The sequence below is a fragment of the Desulfobacter hydrogenophilus genome, assembly GCF_004319545.1.
GTDB lineage: Bacteria > Desulfobacterota > Desulfobacteria > Desulfobacterales > Desulfobacteraceae > Desulfobacter > Desulfobacter hydrogenophilus.
This window is the reverse complement of record NZ_CP036313.1, coordinates 1,979,191-1,997,416: the sequence shown is the minus strand read 5'-3', so window position 1 is coordinate 1,997,416 and position 18,226 is coordinate 1,979,191. Positions and strand designations below refer to the sequence as shown.

Here is an 18,226-nt window from a genome sequence, read left to right as displayed (position 1 = left end):
TTCATCTACAGGTTGAATAGCAGGCCTATTGGACCTTTGATACAACGAAGGAGATGGGCCAAAAGGCAAGCTATTTTGTTCAAGTTATTTAATCTGCGGTCCTAAAAACCTTCCTTAAACAACTCTTCCGTACTCAAGACCTCATCCGGACTTGGTGTATACTCCGTCGGCTCCGTGCCGTCCTTAAAACATTCAAAAATAGTCTTTTCGCTTTGGGCGCTGGGCAAAAGACCGGTTTCGGCATCTATTTTAACGCGGATGACACCTTCAGGTACTGTGAATTCCCGAACGGGTTTACCTTCCAGAGCATGTTGCATATAATCCAGCCAGATGGGGCTTGCGGCCCTGGAACCTGTTTCTCCCCTGCCGATGGCCCCCCCCTGGTCAAGCCCCACCCATACCCCGGTGGTGTACCTGGGGGTAAATCCCATAAACCACGCATCGTGCAGATCATTGGTGGTGCCTGTTTTACCTGCCGTGGGCCGATTCAGGGCTTTAACTCTCTGGCCGGTACCGGACTGTACTACGCTTTCAAGCAGACTTGTCATGAGATAGGCCGTGCCCATATCAATGACCTTTTTACGAATCAGTTTGGAAGATTCCAGAAGCCGGTTGTCTCGATCATAAATTTCGGTAATAAATACCGGCTCAATCAGGTAACCCAAATTGGAAAATACCGAATATGCCTTGGTCAGTTCGAGTAGGGAAACCCCTGAAGATCCAAGGGCGATGGACAGATCCCGGGAGAATGGGGAGGTAATCCCAAGCTTTCTTGCATAACTGATAACATAATCTATGCCGATATCCTGGAGGATTTTGATGCTGACAATGTTTCTGGAATTGGTCAAGGCCTGGCGAAGCAAGGTGGGACCGTAGAATTTATGTGCATAGTTATTGGGTTTCCACACCCTGTCATGCAGCCTGTCCTCATATACCACAGGAGAGTCAATGATAATCGTGGTCGGCGTGTATCCCTTGTCAAGAGCCGCCGCGTACAGGATGGGCTTGAATGCCGAGCCCGGCTGGCGTCTTGACTGAAAAGCCCGGTTAAACTGGGAGTCCTTGAAATCCCTTCCGCCGATCATGCTTTTGACATGGCCGGTTTCAGCTTCAATGCTCAGAAGTGCTGACTGGGCAATGGGTTCCTGGTACAGGGTAAATTCATATTCCTTTTCCTCTGTCCTCTCCCCAAGGACTTTCAGATAGATGACATCTCCGGTTTTTAAGGCCTGGGAGGGCTTTTTAATCTCAGCATATCTGTAGGAATTTTTGGGATTTGGTTTTCTGGCCCATGTCATGGTGGTCAACCGTATGATGCCTGTGGCATTACCAACCCTTACATGGGTAACCTTGTTGCGATCGTCAACCTTCAGGACAACCCCTTTATATATATCGCCCTTGACCAGACGACTTCCGTTGAGTTCTTCGACAATGGTACGACTGAATTCCTCCACCTGAAGGGCTGGTATATTTTTTACAGGACCTCGGTATCCGCAGCGTTTATCTAAGTCTAACAAGCCTTTATTAACTGCATCCCGGGCTATTTTCTGCAGTTCAATATTCACTGCAGTGTGAATGCTCAACCCCTGGGTGTAAAGCATCTGTTTGCCGTATTTTTTTTCAACATACCGTCTGACATGTTCGGTGTAACAGGGAACCCGTTCTATGAACCAATTTTTCCGGGGCTTAATATCCAGTTTGGCACCCAGGGCTTGGGTGGCCTCCAGGTTGGAAATCATGCCTTCTTCCTTCATGCGGTTCAGTGTATAAACCTGGCGCTGCCTGGCCAATTCCGGATGGTGAAAGGGGCTGTATCGGCTGGGTGCCTGGGGCAAACCTGCCAGCACGGCACATTCCGCCAGGCTCAGGTCCTTGACATGTTTTCCAAAATAGTTTTCAGACGCCGCTTCAACACCGTAAGCGCCGTGTCCCAGGTAGATCTGGTTCAAATAAAGGAAAAGTATCTCATCTTTAGAGAGCTTTTTTTCGATTTTATAGGCGAGAATCGCCTCTTTAACCTTGCGTTCATAGGTTTTCTCCGGAGTAAGAAGAAACGATTTGGTCACCTGCTGGGTGATGGTGGAGCCCCCCTGGACAATGGAGCCGGCCTTAAAATTTTTAATAAAGGCCCTGACAATGGATTTTACATCAATGCCCGGGTGTTCCCTGAAGCGGGAATCTTCTGCGGCCACAAAAGCATTGAGCAGATTGACAGGCATTTCCGACAACGGAACGACAATTCTGCGTTCTTTGTAAAACTCGCCTATTTTTCTGCCGTCATCGGAGAACACATTGGTCACAATCGCCGGACGGTAATCATTGAGCGTATTGATCTGGGGAAGGTTCTGGCTAAAATACAAAAATCCGGCGGTAATAGCAGCACATCCGGCAATAACAGCAAGGATAATCAGAATGAATAGCCATATGAAAAGGGAGAACCATATGCTTTTTTCTTTTTTCTTGCTTCGCTTCTTCAGAATCTGGGTCCGGCTTTGTTGTTTTGTCATAAGGTTTCGAAATAGTATTATATTTTGATAAAATAGTTGTTTCTATCAGATTAGAATTAAGATGGCAATAGAAAGGCTGGAGACCTAATCTGTCTGCAACGCTTTGTCGAACAATGCATTTGGGGTATATCAGTAAACCGGTGAGATCCAGGACGAAGGCTTTTTAATGTGATTAACAAAGGATGTAGTTTGTATGTGGCATAAACCATAAGCAACAAATTTGTATTTATTTTAATAAGTAATAATCGTTGTTCTACATTAATATGACAATATCGTTATTGTAAGCATTTCTTAATCCATCGGAAACGATAATTTTATAACAGCCATGGGCTGACCCGGCCCATCAACACCAAGCCCGACCCAAAATAAAACATGAAAGCAATTCAATAAGTTACTTGTGCTTTCATATACAAAGCAATGAATTTGCCGACGATATCATCCCTTAATCAAACGTTTTATTATCTGATTTGTTGTGTGGGCGACTGCTTTTGATCCGCCTGGCATTAGAATTGCTGTTATGATTTACGCGAAGTATTCCCGATAATCAGGAGAATAGTAAAGGAGCCCCAAATAATATGCCAACAAACATTCATGCAGACTTAAAAATATATGAAATAATCCAGCGATTTCCCCAGACCCGGTCGGTTTTTGTGGCAAATGGCCTGGGCGCCCTGGTCAGTGACGATGCCATGCGGGTGCTGGCACCTTTTTTAACCCTGGGCACAGCGTTAAAAAGTCGATTCATCAACATTGAGGCATTCATTAAGATGCTTGAGGGTTCCATCACCCAGGATCCTGTAATTGACACCCCCGGACTGACATCCATGGCGGCTCAAAAAGACTTGAGCTTTCTGGGGCTTATGCCCTGTGGTTTAAAAATGCCGTTTAGCCGGGCTTTTTCCCAATTTTTAAACGAACTTCAAGCCAAAGAGGGGATTGACATTCAATCGGCGGTTGAGGGGAATGTAAACCAGGAATTATCTTATTATTCCTACGTTGACACCATTGAGGCCAAGGAGGAACTCCCTGATATTATTGTATCAGCTGATTTTAATGTTTTTATAGGTCGGCGGTTTTACAACCATTTTGTGGTCCCGGGGCATTTTACAGGATATGGAAAGCTGCCGGCCGGCCCGAATTTTTCAGATGCGCAAATTTTAGATCCCAAAAACGAATATACCATTTTGTGCGTAAATCCTTTGGTGGTGATTGCCAACCTTGATAAGTTGGGAAATAGAGCGCTGCCGCGCACCTGGGAAGATATGCTTGCACCGAAGTGGAAGAAAAGCCTGATCATCAGAGGGGGAGACGGATTTTATTGCCACGCGGTTCTGCTGCCCACGTTTAAGGCGTTTGGCAACAAGGGATTAGAGGCCTTGGCCCGCAATGTGCTTGAAGGGCTTCACCCGGCACAGATGGTCAACCGGATAGACAATAATGGCCCGGGTGCACTGTATGTCATGCCGGCTTTTTTTGCGGACCGCATCCGACACCAGGACCGCATTAAGGTAATATGGCCGGATGACGGCGCCCTCGCAAGCCCGGTCATCCTCCAAGTCAAACCTGAAAAGAAAGAAGAGCTCAAACCGGTTCTTGATTATCTTGTGGGCCGTCAGCTCGCACAGATCCTTGCAAGTGCCGGATTTCCCGTGCCCCATGCAGATGTGGCCGCTGATGTCCAGACAAAACCACTGCAATGGCTGGGGTGGGACTTTTTAAGGCAAAACGATCTTCCTGCCTTAAATATTGAAATTGATAAAATTTTCATGCCCCTGGCGCCTTGATGGTCCATGAACCAGACATTGAAAAAAGAAAATTCGTCCATCAGACTGGTGACGGTGGCAGGACCGCCTTCAAGCGGAAAGACCTCTTTCATCCTGCATACGGCAGCAGAACTTTTGGAACAAGGGCTTCGTATTGGCATCATCAAATTTGACTGCCTCACCGGAGACGACCACAAAAGATATGAGCGTGCCGGCTTGCCTGTGAAAAAAGGGCTGGCCGGGGGGCTGTGCCCGGATCATTTTTTTATTGCCAATATTGAAGCCTGCGTGCAATGGGGTATAGATCAAGGCTTTAACCTGTTGATCAGTGAAAGCGCAGGACTTTGTAACCGGTGTTCTCCCCATATTAAAGGTATCCTGGCCGTATGTGTCATTGATCATTTAAGCGGGGTCCATACACCCAGGAAAATCGGCCCCATGTTAAAAAATGCCGATCTTGTGGTACTGACCAAGGGGGATATTGTGTCCCAGGCTGAACGGGAAGTCTTTTCCTTTCGTGTTCGCCAGGCCAATGCAAAGGCTGCGGTACTGCCGGTCAATGGATTGACGGGCCAGGGTTCTCTTCTGGTTGCCGGACATTTTAAAACAGCACCTGCCATTACGTCGTTAAACGGCATGCGCCTTCGTTTTACCATGCCGGCGGCCTTGTGTTCCTATTGTCTAGGGGAGACCCGGATCGGGCCTGACAGTCAGATCGGCAATGTCAAAACCATGGATTTTACGTGATGGGAATAGTAAACAAAAAAAATGGCGTAGACACAGACCTGTTGAATTTTGGACTTGATACGCTGATGGAAAAATATCCTTATCTAAAAGATTTTTTCAGCGCTCTGGAGATTGATCCTTGCCCGGATCAAAAGACACTGGCCATGCGCATTGAAAGCCTGTCCCCGGACCATTTGTCCCAATTCGGTCTGGATCATGAATCCCTGTCCGCCCAGGTTCTGGAATTTATTGCAAAGATGGAACAGTGCCGGTGCAAAAGTCATGGCAGGCTGGATCACCTGGTCATTGGGGCCGGATTTGATAAAAACGGGCATCCGGAAGCCATGGGGATCACCCTTTTCCCCGGTGAGGTGGTCAGTGTGGTGGGGCCCACCGGTTCGGGCAAAAGCCAGCTTCTCTCGGATATTGAGTGTCTGGCCCAAGGGGATACCCCTTCGGGTCGAAACGTGTTGCCGGACGGCAAACCGCTGGAGGCACAGTCTCGTTTTTCCGGCGAGTTCAGGCTGGTGGCCCAGCTTTCCCAGAACATGAATTTTGTCATGGATTTGACCGTGGAGGCATTTTTACAAATGCATGCCGAAAGCCGCCTGATTGACAATATTCCAGAAAAAACCAAGCAGATCTACCAGTCAGCCGTAATGCTTGCAGGTGAACCGTTTGCCCTGGACACAGCCATTACGTCTCTTTCCGGCGGTCAGTCCCGGGCTCTGATGATCGCCGACGTGGCCTATCTGAGTGCCTCCCCCGTTGTATTAATCGATGAGATTGAAAATGCAGGCATCGACCGTGTTAAAGCCATTTCCCTGCTGCTTAACAAAGAGAAAATTGTTCTGATCTCCACCCATGATCCATTGCTTGCCCTGTCCTGTGACCGACGCATTGTGATAAGAAACGGCGGTATTGTCGATGTGGTCAAAACCTTAGAGGCGGAAAAAAAAAGTGCTGCCTACCTGGCTGATTTGGATAAAAAAATGGGGCTTTTGCGAGAACGCGTTAGAAAAGGTAAACATCTAGTTTTTGACCAAAATTTTTTCTTTAAACATCTTTGATTCTGTATCCCACATCCTCTAATAAATATATAAATTGACATTTTGCCCCTAAACCATTAGATATTTAGGTTTTGATATGGTCTGCCGGATAAAATATGTATAATATCAAGGTGCTTCTAAAGAATTAGGCACCTTAATGACCCGGCCTCAAGCGGCTTTTGCCGCCTTCAATTTATCGAATTATCAAAATTATAAGGAAGACAAAAGAGTCATGCCGGAACTTGATTTTGACAAAACCGGCGGGCTGATCCCCGCCATTGCCCAGGACGCGGAGACAGGTGAGGTGCTGATGCTGGCCTATATGAACCAAGAGGCCTTTGAAGAAACACTTGCCTGCGGCAATGCCGTATATTACAGCCGGTCCAGAAAAAAATTATGGAAAAAGGGAGAAACCTCGGGACACGTTCAAAAGGTCAGGGAGATCCGGGTGGACTGTGACAATGACACCGTGCTTCTCAAGGTGACCCAGGTAGGTGGCGCAGCCTGCCACAAAGGATATAAGAGCTGTTTTTACAAAGTTGTTGAAAATAATGAATTCAAAATAGTTGAAAAGCGGGTCTTTGACCCGAAAAAGGTATACAAATAATGAATAAAAAATTAAAACTGGGCATTCCCAAAGGAAGCCTGCAGAATGCGACCGTCAACCTGTTCAGGCGCTCGGGATGGAAAATAAACGTGGAAGGCAGAAGCTATTTCCCCGATATTGATGATGACACCATTGAATGCGCCCTGTGTCGGGCCCAAGAAATGTCCATTAATGTGGAATCCGGGGTTATTGATGCAGGCCTGACCGGTCTTGACTGGGTAGCTGAGCACCAGTCGGATGTCCATGTGGTGACGGATCTTGTTTATTCAAAGGTTTCTGCCCGTCCAGCTCGGTGGGTGGTGGCCGTGGCCGGTGATTCCGAGATGAATACCCTTGAGGATCTGGAAGGCAAAACCATTTCCACTGAACTTGTACAATTTACAAAACGCTTTTTTGAATCCCGTAATATTAATGTAAATGTGAAATTTTCCTGGGGAGCCACAGAAGCCAAAATCGTGTCCGGCCTGGCGGATGCCATTGTAGAGATCACGGAGACCGAGAGCACGATCCGGGCGCACAATTTAAAGGTCATCCATGAGGTCATGAAAACCAATACCCAGCTCATTGCCAATAAAACAGCCTGGCAAGATCCGGTGAAACGAGAAAAAATTGAGCAGATTGCCATGTTGCTCCAGGCCGCCCTTGTGGCGGAAAAGCTTGTCATGCTTAAAATGAATGTACCTGAATCAAAGTTGCCTGCCGTAGTTGACATTCTGCCAAGCCTGAACGCCCCCACCGTAGCCTCCCTTTACCAGTCCGACTGGTTCTCCGTAGAGACCGTGGTTGAAAACAGTGCGGTCAGGGACCTTGTGCCCCAACTGTTGAAAGCAGGGGCCGAAGGTATCATTGAATGTGAATTGAACAAGGTGATCTGAAAATGAGTGTGGCCAAACGATGTGAACAGATGAAACCGTTCATTGCCATGGACGTAATGGAAAAAATCCATAAGATGGAAGCCCAGGGGATTGATGTCATTCACATGGAGATCGGTGAGCCGGACTTTAATGTGCCTGAATGCGTCAACCGGGTCTGTGTGGAGGCCTTAGAGCAAAACGAAACCTGTTATACCAACAGCTTAGGGGACCTTCGCCTGCGCCGGGCCATCAGTGATTATCACAAACGCATCTACGGCACGACTGTGGATCCCGGCCGCATACTTGTAACGAACGGGACCTCGCCGGCCATGCTGCTTGTGTTCAGCGCACTGCTGAACCCCGGTGATGAGGTCATCGTCTCAGACCCCCATTATGCCTGCTATGCCAATTTCATCCGGTATGTCCAGGGAGAACCTGTGTTTGTCAAGGTACATGAACAAAACGGGTTTATCTATACGCCCGAAGCCATCAAGGAAAAAATCACACCTAAGACCAAAGCGATTTTCATCAATTCCCCGTCCAATCCCACGGGAACCGTTATCTCCGAGGCACGGATGAAGGAGATTGTTGACGTCGCCAAAGAACATGGTCTGTATATTGTTTCCGATGAAATTTACCATGGCCTGACCTATGAAGACAAAGACCACTCCATTTTGGAATTTACGGACCAAGCATTTGTCCTCAACGGTTTTTCAAAACTGTTTGCCATGACAGGACTTCGTCTGGGTTACCTGATTGCGCCCCCAAAATTTGTCCGTGCCCTTCAGGTGCTGCAGCAAAATTTCTTTATCTGCGCCAATTCCATTACCCAACTGGCAGGCGCTGTTGCATTGACCGATGCCGACAAGGAAACCCAAGCCATGCGCGATACATATAATGAGCGCAGGAAATTCATGATCAAGCGCCTTAAAGAGATGGGGCTATCAATGATGGTGGAACCGACCGGTGCCTTTTATGTTTTTGTGAATTTCAAACATGTTTCCACCGATTCTTATGCCCTGGCATTTGATATCCTGGAAAAGGCACACATCGGGGTTACCCCAGGCATTGATTTTGGCGCCAATGGTGAAGGATATCTGCGATTCTCCTATGCCAATTCCCTGGACAATCTTAAAATTGGAATGGACCGCCTGGAAAATTATTTGAAAAGGTATACATGAAAATCCGTACCGTTGAATTTATAAAAAGTGCGGTAAAACCCGCCCAGTATCCGGAATACGATTTCCCGGAAATCGCGTTTGCGGGGAGATCCAATGTGGGAAAATCTTCTTTGATCAACACCTTGATTAACCGCAAGGATATGGTCAAAACAAGTTCCCGGCCCGGTTGCACCCAGCTGATTAATTTTTTTCTGATCAATGGAGATGTGCCTCAGCGGGAGCTGTCCATGGTGGACCTTCCCGGGTACGGATATGCCAAGGTATCCAAAAAAATCAGAGCTCAGTGGCAGCCCATGGTGGAAACGTATGTAGGGACGCGCAACAATCTGTTGGGGCTGATTCTGCTCATGGATATCCGCAGGGACCCCGGCAAAGAGGAACTTGATATGGTCCGGTGGCTTGAATCAAAGCGGATGCCCTGTCTTCTGGTGTTAACCAAAGCGGATAAATTGTCAAAAACCAAACAGTTAAAGCAGTTGGATGCCGCCTGTACAGCGTTTAACCGGGAACGGAACGGAATCGTTCTTTTTTCGGCTAAAACCCGCCAGGGTCGTCAGACCATATGGGATGAGATCCATAGCCTTATTGACTGGTATCAGGAGGTAGAATAGATGTCTAAAATCTCCCGTTCGGGATTTGTAGGTATTATCGGCGCGCCCAATGCCGGCAAATCCACCCTGCTCAATCAGGTTCTGGGTCAGAAAATCTCAATTACATCAAAAAAACCCCAGACCACCAGGGACCGGATACTTGGCGTTGTGAATCGTCCCCATTCCCAGATCGTGTTTCTGGATACGCCGGGAATTCATAAAAGCACCACCCTGCTTAATCAGCGAATCGTGGATCAGGCGGTTCAGGCCATGAGCGATGTGGATTTGATTCTTTTTATGGTGGATGCGGCATCCCGCAACTATGTGTCGGAAAAAATGATCGTAAAGCGGTTTGAAACCGTGCGTAAACCTGTGATCCTGGCGCTGAACAAAATTGATCTGGCCAAAAAAGCGACTGTGTATGAGCAGGTGGAAATGTTCAGGCATATATACGCCTTTGAAACCATTGTACCTGTTTCTGCCAGAAAAAATATCCAGGTGGACCTGCTTCTTAATGAAGTGGAATCCCGGCTGCCCCAGGGACCACCCCTCTATCCCGAGGAGACCTTCACCGATGTTTCCGAAAAATATATGGTCAGCGAAATTATCCGGGAAAAGGTATTCAGGCTCACCGGTATGGAGATCCCCTATTCATCGGCCGTTACTGTGGATGCCTTTGAAGTGGAAAAAAAACTGATTGTCATCCATGCCAGCATTCATCTGGTCCGCGATTCCCAAAAGGGGATTGTCATTGGGAAAAACGGAAGTATGCTCAAGCGAATTGGATCAAATGCCCGGAAAGATATTGAACAGATGCTGGGCAGCAAGGTGCTGCTTAAGCTATTTGTCAAGGTGACCCGGGATTGGGTGTCCAATAAACGGCATCTCAGTGAATTTGGATATTAAGGTGTTTAAACGGAAAGGTACATATATCTGCGCTTTGGCCTTGCATCTGGGCAACTTGCAACTTGCCGTCCAAACGCAGAGGTCCCACTCTGATACTAAATTTTAAATACAGACGATATGACAGACATAAAAAATTTTTTTTCTTTTCCCGACGATGCTGCACTGAAAAAGGAACGGACCAAGGCCAGGCAACTTCGGGCCAGCCAGTGGTGGAAGCGAAAACGATCGTCCGGGATATGCCACTATTGCGGGGAAAAATTCTATCCCAAAGAATTAACCATGGATCATGTGATTCCCCTCTCCCGGGGAGGGCGATCAGAGAAATTCAACCTGGTACCATGCTGTAAGGAATGCAATACTCAAAAACAGCGAATGTTACCAGCGGAGTGGAATGAATACATGGTTCGGATAGGGGCCGATAAAAATAACCGACCGGAATAAATCCGGTCGGTTATTATATCTTTTTATGCTTAATTGCTATTTGTTGCTGCACAGCCTGTGGATGGTCTGGGCATGCCATTCGCCACGGCCGGAAAAGGTGGGCTGTCCAAGATCTATGAGCTGTTTGGCAACCTGATCATAGGTAGCACCTTGTTCCCGCATGGAGTTAATTATCTCCATGATCTCTTCTCTGGACATCAGCTCTACTGCCTCACCGGATGATGATTCGGCCGGTTTCGGTGTTGGTGATGCAACAATCTTTCTGCGCTTTTTTACAAGATTAGAGTCTTGACTGGTGTTCTGAATTGTTGTCTTACAGCGTTCTTCCTCAGCCATCTCCGCTTTGAGCAGATCTTCTACAGTACCGTCAATGTCTTCTTCATCCGGAGCCTGGGACGATACGTAATGATGCTCAAACGTCGGGGCGATATCCTCATCCTGGTCCTGGGAGAGACTCAGGCGGTCCATGATGATCTCAATGGCGTCAGCCTGACGCTGAAGAAGATCTGCAGTTCTTTCCTGAATCGTAATCATATATTCCTGATTTTTAATCAGAATATCAACCTGGGTGCCTAGATTATCCAGAATATCCGCTAAAAGAACGGTATTGGGGTCTTCAGCCACCTGGTTACCGGGTACCTGGGGAGCCCCTCCTGGAGGCATAGGTCGTTTCATTTGCGGGGCTCTATTATTACTGGGATAGCCGCCCCCCCCATATGAATTGAACCTGGATGTATTTGAATAGTACGAATTGTCAAAATTTTTTCTTGTTTTAGGTGTTCTCGGCTTTTCAGCCTGGCCGTTACGAAGGCTTTGTAAAAAATCGTTCATGGTGATAACCTCTTTCTCCTTGATTCTCCTTATGCCGCATATATAACCTTTTATCGGCTTTAGGAATTGCCTTGGGCTTCCTTAATCAATTAATGCGTGCAGTAATAAGGATTTAATAAATAATTTTCTTTGGGTATATCGCAGGCGTCTTTATCTAATTTTTTAACCCGCTTGTCAAGAAATTTTTTAACAACTTCCTAATCTTGTACACCCGGATGCGGCCTATCAACTGTCTATCAAAGGCAAACTTACCGCCGGCAGTATGTCTTGAAGCATATTGAATACTTTCATGGTGTATGTTACCATAATTCCAGAAAAATTGGCAACCCGTTAGAAGTGAATTTTCGGGTAAAAATTGTAAAGAATTGTAAAGAAAGATTGTAGATGGAAAACAAGCACTACGACAGACCTTTTACAGTGGATACGGCTGATGTCATTACATCGGACCTTCTGGAACCCATTGAATATGCCTATAAATCCAAACGCAGCATTGATATTAAAATTACCCAGCCCGAATACACTTCCGTCTGCCCCATGACAGGTTTGCCGGATAACGGGACCATCATTATCGAGTACCGACCGGACGCCCATCTGGTGGAGTTAAAATCACTTAAATATTATCTAATGCAGTACAGAAACGTCGGAATGTTTTATGAACATGTGGTAAATAAAATCCTGGACGATATGGTCTCGGTCATAAATCCTCTTTACATGAAGGTGACAGGCGAATTCACCCCCCGCGGCGGGATTTCGTCCGTGGGATCTGCCGAATATATCAAACCCTGATAATTTAAATTTTATCACAGCGAAAAGATCATAGCCCCAAGGCAATGATTCGAGGCAGGCCTCAATCCTTGATGCCTGCCTCGAAATCCCGGATCATATCACGGGCCTGGGCACTGCTTACAAGGGTGGATAATTGTTTGCGGAACCCAGCGGCCCCGGGCAATCCCCGAATAAACCATGCAAGCCTGCCCCTGAGCATCCTGCATGCCGTGGTTTCCCCAAAATAGGTGACATACCCCTGGATTAATGCTTCCATTTTTCTAAAGATGGCCCAAGGCTCAGGACGGGTGAATGTGCCGTGGGCCACATACTGTTCGATTTGTGAAAGAATAAACGGATTGGCCATGGCCGCCCTTCCCACCATGACGGCGTCACAGCCGGTCTGGGAAAACATTTCTCCTGCGTCCTGGGGCGTAATGATATCGCCGTTTCCTATGACGGGAATGCGGATGGCCTGTTTAAGTCGTGCAATCAGTTTCCAGTCCGCCTTCCCCCTGAACCCCTGAGCAGCACTCCTCGGGTGAAAGGCGATGGCGTCGACCCCCTGGTCTTCGGCGATTTTCGCCAAATTCACGGCCTGATCCCCAAACGTATCCCAACCGCTGCGTATTTTTATGGTAAAAGGCAGAGATGTGGCATTTCTGACAGCCTTTAATATTTTTCGGGCAAGGGCGGGATCCTTCATTAGTGCGACACCGGCCCCTTGTTTGATCACTTTTCTGACACTGCACCCAAAATTAATGTCAATGATATCTGCTGTCCCAAGATCATCGATAAATGCGGCAGCCTGCCCCATGGATACCGGATCCGACCCAAAGATCTGTACAGACAAGGGTCGCTCGGTTTTCTGTGACTTAAGCAGAGTTATTGTCTTTTCTGAGTTATAGAATATGCCTTTGGCACTGATCATTTCCGAGCATACCACAGCACACCCACAATCCTTTATCAATTGTCTGAAGGGCAGATTGGTAATTCCTGCCAGGGGAGCCAAAAAAGTAATGCCGTTAATTTCTAGGTCTTTTATTTTCATATTATATCGTAGGCTAATTGGAGAAATAACAAGCCGGGTCACCCTATGGACGTTTTTTTGATATCAAGGCCCGTTCTGGCATAGCAGAAAAGGCAATTGTGGAAACAAGGGTGGTCTTCATAGGAACCGATATCGAACGATTTTGTGCATTGACAGCCTTTTTTACGCCGTTGCCCATAATCGCCGCGGGTTTCCGGATTCCCCCCAAATAAAGTTTTATAAAGGCGTCCGTTGATGCAGGCGTTAGGGGATGCATATGTCTGTAATCCGGCTGCATCCATCAATTCTTTTTCACAGCATAAAAAAAGGTCCATGCCAAGGGGGTTGAGAAATTGAGCCATACTGCGGATAATGTTTGTTTTGCGCTCCATGCCCGGATCAATGAATTTGAGCATGGGGCTGCCGAGCCCAGTCATGCGTTTTATTCTTGCGGCCACCTTTTTATACGGATCATAAAAACTGGTAATACATTGTTTGATACCCATCTGTGACAATTGCCCTGCAATATATTCAAAGGTGTCAAGATTGTTAAACACTCGGCCACCCTTCTCATAAAAACAGATGGGGTCAAAACGCCAGGCAGCCTGTCCTGGACTTAAGTCCCAGACAATACGCCGGACCTGGGCCAAACGCTCTGAGAGATCAGGCAAACCGGGCTCAAGCTCTTTTAGGGGGGTATTGATGGTAAAATTGAAAAACAGGTGAAATCCTTTTTGGACTAAAATTTTGTGAGCTCTTAAATCCAGGAATGGGCCATAGTTTTTTGACCAGAAAACAATGGTGTGAATGTCTTTGGGGGTTGCATCAACCCTGCGGGACTGTCTGTTAAATGGATTGGTTACAATAAAATACCCTTTTTCAATTCTATCCAGAAACCAGGGCATGTACCACCCTGGTATATCGGTACGCCTGGAGGCGGACAAAATGCCGGTAGGGCCGGGCAATCTATGACTCCTGCCCGTTTTTATGGTTTTTCCGCTTGGAAAAGGAAATAATGTTGCCCTGATTTTTTTCGGAAGAATCATCCGATTTAAGGGATTCAGAATCGTTACCGTTTTCAGGTGGTGTTTCAGGCGCGTCATTATGTTCATTGGCTACGACCGGGGCAACCACCTTTTCCAGTCGCATACTTTTGCCGTTCATGGAAAATACATCTCCATTGATGTAATCAGCTTTTAAAATCCAGGTAACAACCTGAAGCGGTATCTGCAGCATCAGCAGTCTGATCTGATACCAGTCTTTTTTATGGTCCGGCACAATATCTTCAATTCTGGCAAAACTGACGGGGGCGTCTTCCATGTAAATCAGTACAATATCTTTTATTTCAGCCATGCGGCCTCCATAATCAGGCGTTGGTGTGTTAAAATTTTTATTTCCGGTCGGACATTAAATATTAAAGCGCATCCGACCGGAAACATATACCACAGTTGAACGGCTGGTATCAGTGCAGCAAAGGTACCACCAACACGGGAACAGAAGTTCGTTTAAGGACCTTGCGGGCAATGTCATCCCCAATGGCAGTTTCTATAAAACTGCGGTGCCCACACCCAATAACAATAATATCGCATCCTTCTTCAACTGCTGTCCTTGTAATTTCATCGGCAATGGACTTACTTTCCGTAACAAGGATTTTTTCAATGGGAGAACTCATCTCAATATCTGACGGACTGTTTTCCCTGTCTTCCAGGAAACCGGCAATGGCCTGTTTAATACCCAGGGCATCCACATTTTTTCCCGTAAGCAGGTTCCGAGCGCCAGCTTTTTGTTCGGATCTTATGGTGTTGTAAAGTGTCTCACCGAATGCACGCTGTACGCGCCGTTGCGCATTTTTGCCGGACTCTTCCATGACGTGAAGCACAACGATGCTCGCATCGCTCAGAGTGGAAAGGGATACGGCATGTTTAAATACCTCTTTCATGTTGGTGGACAGGTCCGAGGCGAATAATATACGTTTTGGTTTCTGGATCATAATCTAACTCCATTTTGGTTTCTGCATACCTATATTTTAACAAAAATATAGCTCATAGTCATCAGTAAGCAAGCGCTAATACCCTTTTTTACAGTAGCGCGGACAAATAATCTCATAAAAAACATATCCATTTTGGCATATTGCTTGCCAAACACTGTGATTGTAACTTATTTTAAATAAGCACAATGGGCCTGCATAATTCTAAATCTTAAAGGAGATAATGAATGGAATTTTTAATTATGATCGGCTTTGTTGCAGTTTATCTGCTGCTCCAAATTTATATTCTTCCTAAAATGGGTGTATCCACATGAATGCGTGATGCCTGTCAGGAGACAGGCAAAAAGAAAAAAAAGAATCCGTTTGAGGATAAAAATTGATTGTTAAGTAACGTTACCGTATCATTATCCGTTGTCAAACAGTAACTATAACGGGTGAAGTGTGAATAAGGACCGCAGATTAAAAATGCCATGCTGGTCCGAAACTTCATCGAAAAGGGGAATAAACACGAGGGCATGAACATCCACAATGTGCCCCCCTGATACCATGAAAGCGCTGATGGCCTACCCTTGGCCCGGGAATGTTCGGGAACTGGAAAATGCCATTGCCCATGGATTTGTGCTATGCCGCACCCGGGAAATAAGCCGTGCCGATTTGCCTGACGAGGTTTGCGGTCAGAATCAATCCGATGCGGCATCCCCAGAGAACGCTTCATTCTCAAATCCGCCTTCCTTTTCCCCGACACCCTTGACCCGGGAGCATCTGGTGTCGCTTTTGGATACCTGCAACTGGAATAAGGCTGAGGTGGCAAGACAACTTGGGAAAAGCCGTACCCTTGTCTGGAAGTACATGAAAAAATGGGATATTCCACTTAAACAAGGTTAACTCTAAACAGAAAGGAAGCACAATGACAGATCCTCTGTTTGCTCCCATCCGAATCAATCAATTGAACATTCCCAACAGAATTTATATGCCGGCCATGCACCTGGGCATGGCACAGGCATTTGAAGTGACGGATCAAATCGTTGAATTTTACGCGAGACGGGCCAAAGGCGGGCCGGGTATGATCTGCGTAGGGTATGCCACGGTGGACGAACTATCCGGCAACACCCGAAACATTGGTGCCCATGATGATAAATTTATCCCTGGATTGACCCGGCTGGCAGAGACCATCCGGAAAAATGGAAGTCTTTGTGCCGTGCAGATTAACCATGCCGGCCGGTATAATTTTTCATTCCTGCTCAATGGCAAACAGCCCGTGGCCCCGTCTGCCATTGCCTCCAGAATGACAAAGGAGACGCCAAAAGCCCTTGAAATAAAGGAGATACAGCAGGCCATTGAATCCTTTGCAAATGCCGCAGCCCGGGTAAAAAAGGCAGGGTTTGATGCTGTGGAGATTCTGTCGGGCACGGGGTATCTTATCTCCGAATTTTTGTCGCCGCTGACCAATCAGCGTACCGATGAATACGGAGGATACCTTGAAAAGCGCATGCGGTTTGGCCTGGAAGTGGCCCAGGCGGTTCGGGATGCCGTGGGGCCTGACTACCCCTTGATTGTAAGAATGAACGGTAATGATTTTATGCCGGGGGGCAATAAACGATCCGATCTCATCGAATATGCAAAACAACTATCCAACGGGCCTGTGGATGCCTTGTGTATCAATGTGGGCTGGCATGAGGCCCGGGTGCCCCAGATTGTGGCCCAGGTACCCAAGGGGGCATTCGGCTATCTTGCCCGGGATATCCGCGCTGCTGTGCATGTCCCTGTGATCGCAAGCCACAGGATAGATGACCCTGAAACCGCCAGGGAGATGATTAATCAGGAATTTTGCGACATGGTAGCCATGGGCCGCAGTCTGATCGCAGACCCGGATCTGCCCAAAAAAGCCCGTGAAGGCAGAGAAAAGGAGATTGTCCATTGTATTGCCTGTGCCCAGGGCTGTTTTGACAACCTGTTCAAACTCAAGCATGTGGAGTGCCTTTGCAATCCTTTGGCCGGCCATGAGTACTGCAAAAAAACAGGCAAAGTTAAGGCGGCCAAAAAAGTGATGGTGATTGGCGGCGGGCCTGCCGGTATGACGGCCGCGCTGGCCTGTGCCCGGCGTGGGCATGATGTGACCCTGTATGAGAGTGCCAGGCGTTTAGGCGGACAACTCCACCTGGCTGCGGCACCTCCGGGCCGGAAAACATTTTCCCGATTTTCAGATGACCTTGAAACTCAGCTCTCTGTGGAAAAAATCCCCGTGGTGTTAAATTGCAAGGTGGACGAAGCCTTTATTTCAAAGGAAAAACCCGATACTCTAATCCTCGCCACAGGCGCGATTCCCCTTAAACCGGCCATCCCCGGCATGGACCTTCCCCATGTGGCAGGGGCCTGGGATGTTCTTGAAAACAAGGTGGGGACCGGCAAAAATGTGGCCATCATCGGTGGTGGGGCTGTGGGGGTTGAAACGGCATTGGTCCTTTCGGAAAAAGGTACAGTTTCGGCAGAAACCATCAAATTTCTGCTGGTGAACAAGGCGGAAACTCCGGAAGCACTTTTTGACATGGCCACACGGGGCAGCAAAAAAGTATGTCTCATTGAGATGACCAATAGCATTGGAAGGGATATCGGTAAATCAACCAGGTGGGGGATGATGCAGGATCTTAGGCGTTTTAATGTGGAAACTGTGACCGCCGCAAAAGTGTTGCGGATTACAGAAACAGGACTGGAAATTGAAAAGGATGGCAAAATCAATACCCTGGACTTTGACACTGTTGTTGTGGCTGTAGGTGCTGTATCTTACAATCCATTGGAGCAGGTTGCCAAAAAACTTGGCATTGACTACCGTGTGGTCGGTGATGCCTTAAAGGTGGGAACGGCTTTTGATGCCGTGCATGGGGGTTATGAGGCTGCTGTCTCTATTTAGGAACTCGGAAAAAATAAATGAAAAAATGAGTTTGCTCGATGGCTCAAAAAATGGCTTCCGGTGGGAAGCAGGGGCTCAAAA

Annotated in this window: 18 protein-coding genes; 12 read left to right on the top strand and 6 right to left on the bottom strand. The window is 47.2% G+C overall.

Features of this window, described 5'->3' with window-relative positions:
- Positions 1-101 precede the first annotated feature (101 nt).
- Positions 102-2,507 carry a penicillin-binding protein 1A gene (locus tag EYB58_RS08655; protein ID WP_111952642.1) on the bottom strand — a complete coding sequence of 802 codons (2,406 nt, stop codon included), beginning with the start codon at positions 2,505-2,507 and terminating at the stop codon, positions 102-104.
- A 575-nt stretch (positions 2,508-3,082) separates the two neighbouring features.
- Between EYB58_RS08655 and EYB58_RS08650 the strand changes: the two genes are divergently transcribed.
- From EYB58_RS08650 to EYB58_RS08610, 9 genes are all read left to right on the top strand, one after another.
- The gene (locus EYB58_RS08650; protein ID WP_111952640.1) at positions 3,083-4,291 is read left to right on the top strand and encodes an ABC transporter substrate-binding protein; all 1,209 of its coding nucleotides are present in this window, start codon (positions 3,083-3,085) and stop codon (positions 4,289-4,291) included.
- 6 nt (positions 4,292-4,297) lie between these two features.
- Positions 4,298-5,017 carry a GTP-binding protein gene (locus EYB58_RS08645; protein WP_170299823.1) on the top strand — a complete coding sequence of 240 codons (720 nt, stop codon included), beginning with the start codon at positions 4,298-4,300 and terminating at the stop codon, positions 5,015-5,017.
- Entirely contained in the window at positions 5,017-6,066 is a 1,050-nt protein-coding gene (locus EYB58_RS08640) for an ATP-binding cassette domain-containing protein (protein WP_111952638.1), read from the top strand. The genes EYB58_RS08645 and EYB58_RS08640 overlap by 1 nt, the downstream gene beginning before the upstream one ends.
- A 211-nt stretch (positions 6,067-6,277) precedes the next feature.
- Complete coding sequence (gene hisI, locus EYB58_RS08635; RefSeq protein ID WP_242637600.1) at positions 6,278-6,652, top strand: phosphoribosyl-AMP cyclohydrolase; 375 nt, start codon at positions 6,278-6,280, stop codon at positions 6,650-6,652.
- Positions 6,652-7,527 carry an ATP phosphoribosyltransferase gene (gene hisG / locus EYB58_RS08630; RefSeq protein WP_111952634.1) on the top strand — a complete coding sequence of 292 codons (876 nt, stop codon included), beginning with the start codon at positions 6,652-6,654 and terminating at the stop codon, positions 7,525-7,527. The genes hisI and hisG overlap by 1 nt, the downstream gene beginning before the upstream one ends.
- A gap of 2 nt (positions 7,528-7,529) precedes the next feature.
- A complete protein-coding gene (locus tag EYB58_RS08625; protein ID WP_111952632.1) occupies positions 7,530-8,687 on the top strand; it encodes a pyridoxal phosphate-dependent aminotransferase in 1,158 nt (385 codons plus the stop codon).
- On the top strand, positions 8,684-9,298 hold the full coding sequence (gene yihA / locus EYB58_RS08620; RefSeq protein ID WP_111952630.1) for a ribosome biogenesis GTP-binding protein YihA/YsxC: 615 nt from the start codon (positions 8,684-8,686) through the stop codon (positions 9,296-9,298). The genes EYB58_RS08625 and yihA overlap by 4 nt, the downstream gene beginning before the upstream one ends.
- Positions 9,299-10,183 (top strand): GTPase Era, encoded by an 885-nt coding sequence (gene era, locus EYB58_RS08615; RefSeq protein WP_111952628.1) that lies wholly within the window; start codon positions 9,299-9,301, stop codon positions 10,181-10,183.
- A gap of 117 nt (positions 10,184-10,300) precedes the next feature.
- Positions 10,301-10,624 carry an HNH endonuclease gene (locus EYB58_RS08610; protein ID WP_111952626.1) on the top strand — a complete coding sequence of 108 codons (324 nt, stop codon included), beginning with the start codon at positions 10,301-10,303 and terminating at the stop codon, positions 10,622-10,624.
- A gap of 36 nt (positions 10,625-10,660) precedes the next feature.
- Here EYB58_RS08610 and EYB58_RS08605 read toward each other — a convergent pair whose 3' ends face one another.
- Positions 10,661-11,455, bottom strand: a complete 795-nt coding sequence (locus EYB58_RS08605; RefSeq protein WP_111952624.1) for a serine integrase family protein — start codon at positions 11,453-11,455, stop codon at positions 10,661-10,663.
- 384 nt (positions 11,456-11,839) lie between these two features.
- Here EYB58_RS08605 and queF point away from each other — a divergent pair, with 384 nt between their 5' ends.
- Positions 11,840-12,241 carry a preQ(1) synthase gene (queF, locus tag EYB58_RS08600; protein ID WP_111952622.1) on the top strand — a complete coding sequence of 134 codons (402 nt, stop codon included), beginning with the start codon at positions 11,840-11,842 and terminating at the stop codon, positions 12,239-12,241.
- A gap of 61 nt (positions 12,242-12,302) precedes the next feature.
- Here the strand turns inward: queF and dusB are convergent, their stop codons facing one another.
- From dusB to EYB58_RS08580, 4 genes are all read right to left on the bottom strand, one after another.
- A complete protein-coding gene (gene dusB / locus EYB58_RS08595) occupies positions 12,303-13,271 on the bottom strand; it encodes a tRNA dihydrouridine synthase DusB (protein ID WP_111952620.1) in 969 nt (322 codons plus the stop codon).
- A 38-nt stretch (positions 13,272-13,309) separates the two neighbouring features.
- Positions 13,310-14,215, bottom strand: a complete 906-nt coding sequence (locus EYB58_RS08590; protein ID WP_111952618.1) for a DUF1848 domain-containing protein — start codon at positions 14,213-14,215, stop codon at positions 13,310-13,312.
- A 1-nt stretch (position 14,216) separates the two neighbouring features.
- On the bottom strand, positions 14,217-14,603 hold the full coding sequence (locus EYB58_RS08585; protein WP_111952617.1) for a hypothetical protein: 387 nt from the start codon (positions 14,601-14,603) through the stop codon (positions 14,217-14,219).
- A 109-nt stretch (positions 14,604-14,712) separates the two neighbouring features.
- Positions 14,713-15,240, bottom strand: coding sequence for a universal stress protein (locus EYB58_RS08580; protein WP_111952615.1), 528 nt, complete (start codon positions 15,238-15,240; stop codon positions 14,713-14,715).
- A gap of 525 nt (positions 15,241-15,765) precedes the next feature.
- Here EYB58_RS08580 and EYB58_RS08575 point away from each other — a divergent pair.
- Both EYB58_RS08575 and EYB58_RS08570 read left to right on the top strand, forming a co-directional pair.
- On the top strand, positions 15,766-16,122 hold the full coding sequence (locus EYB58_RS08575; RefSeq protein ID WP_242637599.1) for an AAA-type ATPase lid domain-containing protein: 357 nt from the start codon (positions 15,766-15,768) through the stop codon (positions 16,120-16,122).
- 22 nt (positions 16,123-16,144) lie between these two features.
- Entirely contained in the window at positions 16,145-18,145 is a 2,001-nt protein-coding gene (locus EYB58_RS08570; protein WP_111952613.1) for an FAD-dependent oxidoreductase, read from the top strand.
- Positions 18,146-18,226: the final 81 nt, after the last annotated feature.

Coding starts and splice junctions, on each gene's coding strand:
- EYB58_RS08655 (WP_111952642.1), bottom strand. CDS start 2,507: ATGACAAAACAACAAAGCCGGACCCAGATTCTGAAGAAGCGAAGCAAG.
- EYB58_RS08650 (WP_111952640.1), top strand. CDS start 3,083: ATGCCAACAAACATTCATGCAGACTTAAAAATATATGAAATAATCCAG.
- EYB58_RS08645 (WP_170299823.1), top strand. CDS start 4,298: ATGAACCAGACATTGAAAAAAGAAAATTCGTCCATCAGACTGGTGACG.
- EYB58_RS08640 (WP_111952638.1), top strand. CDS start 5,017: ATGGGAATAGTAAACAAAAAAAATGGCGTAGACACAGACCTGTTGAAT.
- hisI (WP_242637600.1), top strand. CDS start 6,278: ATGCCGGAACTTGATTTTGACAAAACCGGCGGGCTGATCCCCGCCATT.
- hisG (WP_111952634.1), top strand. CDS start 6,652: ATGAATAAAAAATTAAAACTGGGCATTCCCAAAGGAAGCCTGCAGAAT.
- EYB58_RS08625 (WP_111952632.1), top strand. CDS start 7,530: ATGAGTGTGGCCAAACGATGTGAACAGATGAAACCGTTCATTGCCATG.
- yihA (WP_111952630.1), top strand. CDS start 8,684: ATGAAAATCCGTACCGTTGAATTTATAAAAAGTGCGGTAAAACCCGCC.
- era (WP_111952628.1), top strand. CDS start 9,299: ATGTCTAAAATCTCCCGTTCGGGATTTGTAGGTATTATCGGCGCGCCC.
- EYB58_RS08610 (WP_111952626.1), top strand. CDS start 10,301: ATGACAGACATAAAAAATTTTTTTTCTTTTCCCGACGATGCTGCACTG.
- EYB58_RS08605 (WP_111952624.1), bottom strand. CDS start 11,455: ATGAACGATTTTTTACAAAGCCTTCGTAACGGCCAGGCTGAAAAGCCG.
- queF (WP_111952622.1), top strand. CDS start 11,840: ATGGAAAACAAGCACTACGACAGACCTTTTACAGTGGATACGGCTGAT.
- dusB (WP_111952620.1), bottom strand. CDS start 13,271: ATGAAAATAAAAGACCTAGAAATTAACGGCATTACTTTTTTGGCTCCC.
- EYB58_RS08585 (WP_111952617.1), bottom strand. CDS start 14,603: ATGGCTGAAATAAAAGATATTGTACTGATTTACATGGAAGACGCCCCC.
- EYB58_RS08580 (WP_111952615.1), bottom strand. CDS start 15,240: ATGATCCAGAAACCAAAACGTATATTATTCGCCTCGGACCTGTCCACC.
- EYB58_RS08575 (WP_242637599.1), top strand. CDS start 15,766: ATGTGCCCCCCTGATACCATGAAAGCGCTGATGGCCTACCCTTGGCCC.
- EYB58_RS08570 (WP_111952613.1), top strand. CDS start 16,145: ATGACAGATCCTCTGTTTGCTCCCATCCGAATCAATCAATTGAACATT.